Origin of the sequence: Bradyrhizobium pachyrhizi, assembly GCF_001189245.1 — a bacterium.
Lineage (GTDB): Bacteria > Pseudomonadota > Alphaproteobacteria > Rhizobiales > Xanthobacteraceae > Bradyrhizobium > Bradyrhizobium pachyrhizi.
On the sequence record NZ_LFIQ01000119.1, the window covers coordinates 164,376 to 172,526 of the forward strand.

The window sequence follows — 8,151 nt, forward strand, 5'->3', positions numbered from 1 at the left end:
GTGATCGTCGTCGGCGGCCCGACCGGCGCGGGCGCGTTCTGAGCCAGCGCACTGCCGATGCCCGCGACGGCGGCGGCGGAAACCGCCAACCCCTGAACCAGCGTGCGTCGTGAAACATTCGGATCGCGTTGTTCTTCGTTAGGATCGCGCCGCGATTGGCGTGTCATCGCATCCTCCCACTCTGTTGGCCGGCCGTTGATCCGGCCTGGCGGGTGGAGGTTAGACTGCTCTCGGAGAGGTTGCGAGTGACGGTTTTTCATCCCCGCGCGCGGAAATTTCACATTGTTGTGGTGCGGGCCGTCGTTGCGGAGCGACGTCTCTTACCTCGCCCCGCTTGCGGGGAGAGGTCGGATTGCATCGCAAGATGCGATCCGGGTGAGGGGGGTACAGGTCTCACGACGATCATAACCGATGGAAGCAGCCCCTCACCCTACCCTCTCCCCGTGAAGAACGGGGAGAGGGAGGATAGAGCAGCACTCAATCCGGCCGGATCATCTCGAACATGTTTTCCGGCTTGATCTCGAAGTAGTCGCCGCGGCGGCCGGCGCGGACGATCGGGTGCGCGAGGCCGGTCTGGTAGACGCCGTCCTTGATGAAAGTCTTGTCGATGTGGACGGCGACGACCTCGCCGAGCGTCAGCCAGGCCTCGGCCTTCTTGCCGTCGGCACCCTGGAGCTGGACGATCTGGCTCACCTTGCATTCGAACGACACCGGGCTTTCGGCGACCCGCGGCACGTTGACGAGCTTGCCGGCGACCGGCGTGAGCCCCGCGAGCTTGAACTCGTCGACATCACGCGCGACATGCGCCGCCGTCGCGTTCATGTGCTTGGCGAGATCCATCGTCGCCAGATTCCAGACGAACTCGCCGGTGTCCTGGATGTTGGCGACGCTGTCCTTCCAGTTGGTGGAGGAGAAGCCGATGATCGGTGGCACGTAGCAGAAGGCGTTGAAGAAGCTGTAGGGCGCGAGGTTGACGTTGCCGCCCTTGTCGCGCGAGGAGATCCAGCCGATCGGCCGCGGCGCCACGATGGCGTTGAACGGGTCGTGCTTCAGGCCGTGGCCGTTCTTCGGCTCGTAGAAATGCAGGTCCTTGGCGGTCACGGCTAGCCCCTCTCACGTAGCCCGGATGGAGCGCAGCGTAATCCGGGACGGTCTCGCAAGCGGAAGTGGCCCCGGATTGCGCTGCGCTCCATCCGGGCTACAAACCCGATTTGCCTGCTATGCCGGAAGAGTCAACTGACGAAAATGTCAGCCCTGGCGCTCAATTGGTGCGGCCGCGCGGCGACAGGCCGGCGATCACGAAATCGATCATCTGGTCGATGGTCGGGCCCGGCTTGGTGGCACATTGGGCGATCATCTGCGGGTGGAAGAACCGCATCATCGCCGTGCAGGCGCAGAGCGAGGCGAGTTGCAGGTCCGTGATCTCGAACTCCCCCGACGCCGCTCCTTGCGCGATCACCTCGCCGATAATGGAGGCAATACACTCCATATGTGCGACGCAGACGTCCCAGTCCTCCTGCATCGCGATCTCGACCATCTCGTGCAGCTTGGAGTCACCGACATAGCGTTCGGTGTTCATGCGATTGATGGTCGTCATCATCTGGCGCAAGCGCGGCGCCGCCGGCCCTTCCGAGCGGGCGATGCGCTGCGCCTCGATCTCGACCTCGCCCATCAGGCCGCGGGCCACGCTTTCGTGGATCGACTTCTTCGAATCGAAGAAGCGGTACACGTTGGCGGGGCTCATCCGGAGCTCTTTGGCGATGTCGGCGACCGTCGTCTTCTGATACCCGATCTGCCGGAACAAGCGCTCCGCCACCACGAGAATCCGCTCGCGGGTGTCGGTTTCGCTATGTTCCGAGATCAGTGTCATGTTGGCCTGCTCAATCTTCAATTATTCGGCCGCCTCAGCAAGCGGAAATGCGCGTTGCGCATCGCCGGCATGCTGCGGCGCAGTATCGATTTGCTCGGAGCCGCTTTCCTCGAGGGTCTTGCGGAACCAGAGGGCGTAAAGGCCCGGCAGATACAGCAAGGTCAGGAAAGTCGCAACAAACAAACCGCCCATGATGGTGATCGCCATCGGGCCCCAGAACGCCGAGCGCGACAGCGGGATCATGGCGAGGATGGCGGCCAGGGCCGTCAGCACCACCGGCCGGGCGCGCCGGACGGTGGCTTCGACGATCGCCTCGCGCCGGGTCAGGCCGGACGCCACGTCGCTCTCGATCTGGTCGACCAGGATCACGGCGTTGCGCATGATCATGCCGGCGAGCGCGATCAGGCCGAGCAGCGCCACGAAGCCGAACGGCTGGTTGGCGACGTTGAGCCCCAGCGAGGCGCCGACGATGCCGAGCGGCGCGGTCAGGAACACCAGGAACAGGCGCGAGAAGCTCTGCAGCTGGATCATCAGCAGCGTCAGCATCACCATCACCATCACGGGGAAGAGGATGAAGATCGACGCATTGCCCTTGGCGGATTCCTCGAACGCCCCGCCCGGCTCGATCCGGTAAGCCGGCTCGAGATGGGCCTGGATGTCCTTCAGCTTCGGCGAGATCTGGTTGGTGACGTCGGGCGCCTGCACGCCGTCGACAACGTCGGAACGCACGGTGATCGCCATGTCGCGGTTGCGCCGCCACAGGATCGGCTCCTCATGCGCATATTCGATCTTGGCAATCTGCTGCAGCGGGACGGCGACGCCGTTGCGCGTGGTGATGGTGAGATCGCCGACGCGGCCGAGATCGAGCCGCTCGGACGGCACCGCGCGGGCGACCACGCCGACCTTCTCGATGCCGTCGCGGATCGTGGTGACCGGCGCGCCCGAGATCAGCATCGCCAGCGCCTGCGAGACGTCCTGCGGGGTCAGGCCGAGCGCGCGCGCCCGATCCTGGTCGACAGCGAGCTTCAGATAGGGCGACTGCTCGTTCCAGTCGAGCTGGACGTCCTTGACGTTCTTGTTCTGGCGCATGACGTCGCGGACCTGGTAGGCGATGTCGCGCACTTTGTTGGCATCGGGGCCGATCACGCGGAACTGGACCGGGAAGCCGACCGGCGGACCGAAATTGAAGCGGTCGACCCGGACCCGCGCCTCGTTCAGCGCGCCATCGGCGGCGGCCTGCTCGATCTTGGCCTTGACGCGCTCGCGCGCCTCGACGTTCTTGGCGAGGATCACGATCTCGGCAAAGGCCTCGTTCGGCAGCTGCGGATTGAGGCCGAGCCAGAAGCGCGGCGAGCCCTGGCCGACATAGGCGGTGTAGGTCTGGATGTCGTCATCGCCCTTCAGCAGCCCTTCGGCCTGCTTCACCGCCTTCTCGGTGACGTTGAAGGCGGTGCCCTCGGGCAGACGCAGCTGCAGGAACAACTCGGGCCGCTCCGACAGCGGGAAAAACTGCTGCTGGACGTGGCCGAACGCGACGATGGAGGCAACAAAGACGCCGACGGTCGCCGCCACCACCTTGATGCGGTGATCGACGCACCACTGCACGACGCTGCGCAGGCCGCGATACATTCGCGTCTCGTAGATCGCGTGCGGATCGTGGTTCTGGTGCACCTTGATGTTGGGCAACAGCTTGACGCCGATATAGGGCGTGAAGATCACCGCGACGAACCAGGAGGCGACCAGCGAGATCGCCACGATCCAGAAGATGCCGCCGGCATATTCGCCGACCGCCGAATTGGCAAAGCCGATGGGGAGGAAGCCAGCGGCCGTGACCAGCGTTCCCGTGAGCATCGGAAACGCGGTGGATTCCCAGGCAAAGGACGCCGCCTTCATGCGGTCCCAGCCCTGCTCCATCTTCACCACCATCATCTCGACCGCGATGATGGCGTCGTCGACCAGAAGGCCGAGCGCAATGATCAGCGCGCCGAGTGTGATGCGGTGCAGGTCGAGCGACATTGCGTTCATCACGATGAATACGATGCCGAGCACCAGCGGCACCGACAGCGCGACCACGATGCCGGTGCGCCAGCCGAGCGCGACAAAGGAGACGAACAGCACGATCGCGAGCGCCTCGACGAAGGAGTGCACGAACTCGCCGACGGCGTGCTCGACCACCTTGGGCTGGTCGGCGATCTGCTGGATATCGACGCCCTGCGGCACCACCTTCAGGAACTCGGCGGTCGCCTTCTGGACCTCCTTGCCGAGATCGAGGATGTTGGCGCCCTTGGCGGTGACGACGCCGATGCCGAGCGCCGGCTTGCCTTCCTGACGCACCTTGAAGCTTGGCGGATCGACATAGCCGTGGCTCACGGTCGCGATATCGCCGAGCCGGAACACGCGGCCGTTGCTCTCGACCGGCGTTTCGGCAACCGCCTTGACGCCGTCAAGCGCGCCGGTGACGCGCAGCGGCACGCGCTGCGATGAGCTCTCGACGGTGCCGGCCGGGGTGACGTTATTCTGCTTGGCGAGCGAATCGAACAGCGCCTGCGGCGTGATGCCGAGCGTCGCCAGCTTGGCATGCGAGAACTCGACGAAAATACGCTCGTCCTGGGTGCCGTAGAGATCGATCTTGGTGACACCGGGCACCTTCAGCAGGCGCTGGCGAAAACCCTCCGCGACCTTCTTGAGCTGCGCATAATTGGCGCCGTCGCCGGTCATCATATAGAGGATCGAATCGACGTCGGAGAATTCGTCGTTGACGACGGGACCGAGGATGCCGGAGGGCAACTCGCCCTGCACATCGACCAGCTTCTTGCGCAGGAGATAGAAGAGATAGGGCACGTCCTTCGGCGAGGTCGAATCCTTGAAGGAGACCTGCATCGCCGTGAACCCCGGCTTGGAATAGGTCTGCACCTTGTCGAAGAACGGCAGCTCCTGCAGCTTCTTCTCGATCGGATCGGCGACCTGCATCTGCATTTCCTGCGAGGTCGCGCCCGGCCACATCACCGAGACGTTCACCACCTTGACGGTGAAGAACGGGTCCTCGGCGCGGCCGAGCTTCTCGTAGGAGAAGAAGCCGGCGGCGGCGAGGATGATCATCAGGAACAGGACCAGCGTCGGATGGCTGACCGCCCAGGCTGAAAGGTTGAAGCGCTTCATCGAACTCTCCAGGTCCCAGAACCGTTTCTGCTGCTATGCGAGGGTTAGAACGACAGCGACGACACGACCCGCACCTTCTGGCTCGGATCGAGTTTCTGCACGCCGAGGGCGACCACCTTGGCGCCATCGTCGACGCCGCCGGAGATGACGACGTTGTTGCTCTCATAGGCCTTCACCTTGACCGGCTTCAGCGCGATGTCGCCCTTGTCGTCGACGATGTAGAGCGAGGGATCGCCGCCCTGGCTGTACAGCGCCGACAGCGGCAACTTGGCGACGCGCTCGCTCGCCTTGTCGGCCAGCGTCAGCGTCGCGGTCATGCCGAGCGACACCGCCTCGTCGGCATCCGGCAGCGAGAATTTTGCGAGATAGGTGCGGGTGGCGGGATCGGCCTGCGGCGCGACCTCGCGCAGCCTGGCGGCATAGCTCTTCTTGGCATCCGACCACAGCGTCACCGTGGCTACGCCCGACCTGGCACGAGCAAGAAGCGTCTCTGGGATCGCGACGACAGCTTCCTTCTCGCCAAGTCGGGCGACACGGATCGAAGCCTGGCCCGCGGCAACCACCTGGCCGGGCTCGATCATGGTCGCTGTGACGACACCCCGGGTGTCGGCCACCAGCGTTGCGTAAGAGAGGGAATTCTTGGTCAGCTCGACCGAGCGCTCGGCGCGGTTCAGCCGGGCGCGGGCCTCGTCGCCGGCGGCCTTGGCGGAATCGAGCGCCGCGTCGGTGGTCCAGCCCTTGGCCTTCAGATCCTTGGCGCGCTGCTCGGCGGCCGCGGCCTGCGCCAGCACGCCGGTGGCGGCGCGGAATTCCGCCTCCGCCTGCTCGGCCTGCAGCTTCAGGTCGACCTCGTCGAGGGTGGCCAAGGGCTGGTCGACGTCGACTGTCTGTCCGACCTCGACCAGCCGCTTGGCCACCTTGCCGGCGACCCGAAAGCCCATATCGGCTTCGATACGGGGCTTGATGGTGCCGACAAAGCTGCGCTCAGGGGTTTCAGCTTCATAATGGACGGTCGCTACCAGAACGGGGCGTCCCGGATCGGCGTTTTCGGCCGCCTTTTCATTGCAGCCGGTCAGCGCGAACACCGCGAAAGCCAATGATGCTCCCGTCAAGAGCCTGTAATAGCTCGAGAAAACGGAACGAACGAACATCTGAAATCTCCATCGGGCTGACGACTGATGAAGAGTATCGATTTATCACTGATAAATGTCAATATTCGTCAGTGATAACCAATTCGTGAGGACGGGGTCGGAATCGGGCTCCTCCAACCGATACCGCGACTTTCGTTTCAGCCTTTTACGGTTGCGGAAGCGCCAGCATGCGAGGCTGCGGCCATGTCATGGATCCTTGCCCTTGGTTACGCCGGCTTCTTGATCTGGTTCGTCGGCAGAGCGCGCGAACGCGCGGCTGAACACGCCGCGACTGGAATGCTGCGTTCGCCGCTCTATTGGTCCGGCGCGGGGCTCATCGGCATGCTGGTGATGCTGGCGCTTTCCGAGCGCTACGCCCTGACACAGGGCGGCATCCTGATGTGGACGTGGCTGGCAACGCTCGGCACCACGCTGGTCGCGATCTTCTTCGTCCGGCGCGCGCTGAAGTGGCGCTATCCGGTCTAAGCATTCAAGAACTGTCCTACGCAGGCGCCACGGCTACTTCGCGCCGGCGAACTCGGTCTTGGTTTTGTGGCTGCCGAGGAAAACCAGCAGGCCCGCCGCGAGCGGCAGCAGCGACAGCACCAGCAGGCCGGTCGACGTGCTGCCGGTGGCTTCCTTGACCCAGCCGATCAGGTAGGGCCCGCCGAAACCGGCGAGGTTGCCGATCGAGTTGATCAGCGCGATCGCACCGGCGGCGGCGGTGCCGGAGAGCCAGGCTGTCGGCAGCGTCCAGAACACCGCGAAGGTGCAGAACACCCCGATCGCAGCGACCGTCAGCACCACCATCGTCATGACCGGATCGGTGATGTAGCTGGAGACGGCGAGCGCCAGCGCAGTCAGCAGCAGCGGCGCGCCGACATGGAACACGCGCTCGCGCGTGGCATCGGAACGGCGTGCCCACAGGATCATCGCGACGGTGCCGAATGCGTACGGGATCGCGGTGACGAAGCCGGTCTGCGCGTTGGTCAGACCGAACGCCTTGACGATCTGCGGCAGCCAGAACTGCATGCCGTAGAGCGAGGCGACGAAGCCGAAATAGATCGCGCTGAGCGCCAGCACCTTCGGCGAGGACAGCGCCTCGCCCAGCGTGAAATGCTTCGCCGCCTGCTTGGCCGCGACCTCGGCGTCGAGCTTCGCCTTGAGCCACGCCTTCTCCTCGGCCGAGAGCCACTCGGCCTTCTCCGGCCGGTCGGTCAGATAGAACCAGGTGACGATGCCGAGCAGCACCGAGGGAATGCCCTCGATGACGAACAGCCACTGCCAGCCCTTCAAGCCCATCACGCCGTCGAGGCCGAGCAACAGGCCGGAGATCGGCGCGCCGATCACGGTCGAGATCGGCACCGCGAGCGCGAAGGCGGCGAGGAAGCGCGCACGATACTCGGCCGGGTACCAATAGGTCAGATAGAGGATGATGCCGGGGAAGAAGCCGGCCTCGGCGACGCCGAGGAAGAAGCGCAGCGCATAGAAGCTGTGCTCGTCATAGACCGCCGCCATCAACGCCGAGAGGATGCCCCAGCTCACCATGATGCGGGCGATCCACTTACTGGCGCCGAACCGCTCCAGCGCCAGGTTGCTCGGCACCTCGAAAATGAAATAGCCGATGAAAAAGATGCCGGCGCCGAACGAGAACACCACCGGCGAGAACTTCAGCTCGCTGTTCATGGTGAGCGCGGCGAAACCGAGATTGACGCGGTCGAGATAGGAGAAGAAGTAGGCCAGGATCAGGAACGGGATCAGCCGCCACGAGATCGCGCGGATCGTCGACGTCTCGATCTCGCTGCGGGCGCCGCGATCAGGCGCGATGGTTGCTGTCTGGCTCATGAGCTTTCCCCGGGTGTTGCTTGCCGTGAGGATTATTGGCTGGCTCCGCTTTGAGCAATGGCAAAAACTCATAGCTCACAGCGCAAACCGGAACCGAGGCTGTGGTCGATCTCTCCCCAAACTCGTCATGCCCGGCCTTGTGCCGGG

6 protein-coding genes and 1 pseudogene are annotated in these 8,151 nt (G+C 64.3%); 1 reads left to right on the forward strand and 6 read right to left on the reverse strand.

All coding sequences use genetic code 11. The features are described from left to right. From AKL29_RS46075 to AKL29_RS35780, 5 genes and pseudogenes are all read right to left on the reverse strand, one after another. A pseudogene (locus tag AKL29_RS46075) lies at positions 1 to 167 on the reverse strand (SMP-30/gluconolactonase/LRE family protein); the annotation flags it as partial. 310 nt (positions 168 to 477) lie between these two features. Continuing rightward, positions 478 to 1,101, reverse strand: a complete 624-nt coding sequence (locus AKL29_RS35765) for a flavin reductase family protein (protein ID WP_050387398.1) — start codon at positions 1,099 to 1,101, stop codon at positions 478 to 480. Between the two features lie 160 nt (positions 1,102 to 1,261). Then, positions 1,262 to 1,870 (reverse strand): TetR/AcrR family transcriptional regulator, encoded by a 609-nt coding sequence (locus AKL29_RS35770; protein WP_028333226.1) that lies wholly within the window; start codon positions 1,868 to 1,870, stop codon positions 1,262 to 1,264. Positions 1,871 to 1,891: 21 nt separating this feature from the next. Continuing rightward, complete coding sequence (locus tag AKL29_RS35775) at positions 1,892 to 5,029, reverse strand: efflux RND transporter permease subunit (protein WP_050387399.1); 3,138 nt, start codon at positions 5,027 to 5,029, stop codon at positions 1,892 to 1,894. Positions 5,030 to 5,073: 44 nt separating this feature from the next. Next, positions 5,074 to 6,180, reverse strand: a complete 1,107-nt coding sequence (locus AKL29_RS35780; RefSeq protein ID WP_050387400.1) for an efflux RND transporter periplasmic adaptor subunit — start codon at positions 6,178 to 6,180, stop codon at positions 5,074 to 5,076. A gap of 183 nt (positions 6,181 to 6,363) precedes the next feature. On the opposite strand from AKL29_RS35780, the gene AKL29_RS35785 reads away from it, so the two are divergent. Further along, complete coding sequence (locus AKL29_RS35785) at positions 6,364 to 6,645, forward strand: hypothetical protein (RefSeq protein ID WP_028333229.1); 282 nt, start codon at positions 6,364 to 6,366, stop codon at positions 6,643 to 6,645. Between the two features lie 33 nt (positions 6,646 to 6,678). Here the strand turns inward: AKL29_RS35785 and AKL29_RS35790 are convergent, their stop codons facing one another. Continuing rightward, positions 6,679 to 8,004 carry an MFS transporter gene (locus AKL29_RS35790; RefSeq protein WP_050387401.1) on the reverse strand — a complete coding sequence of 442 codons (1,326 nt, stop codon included), beginning with the start codon at positions 8,002 to 8,004 and terminating at the stop codon, positions 6,679 to 6,681. Positions 8,005 to 8,151: the final 147 nt, after the last annotated feature.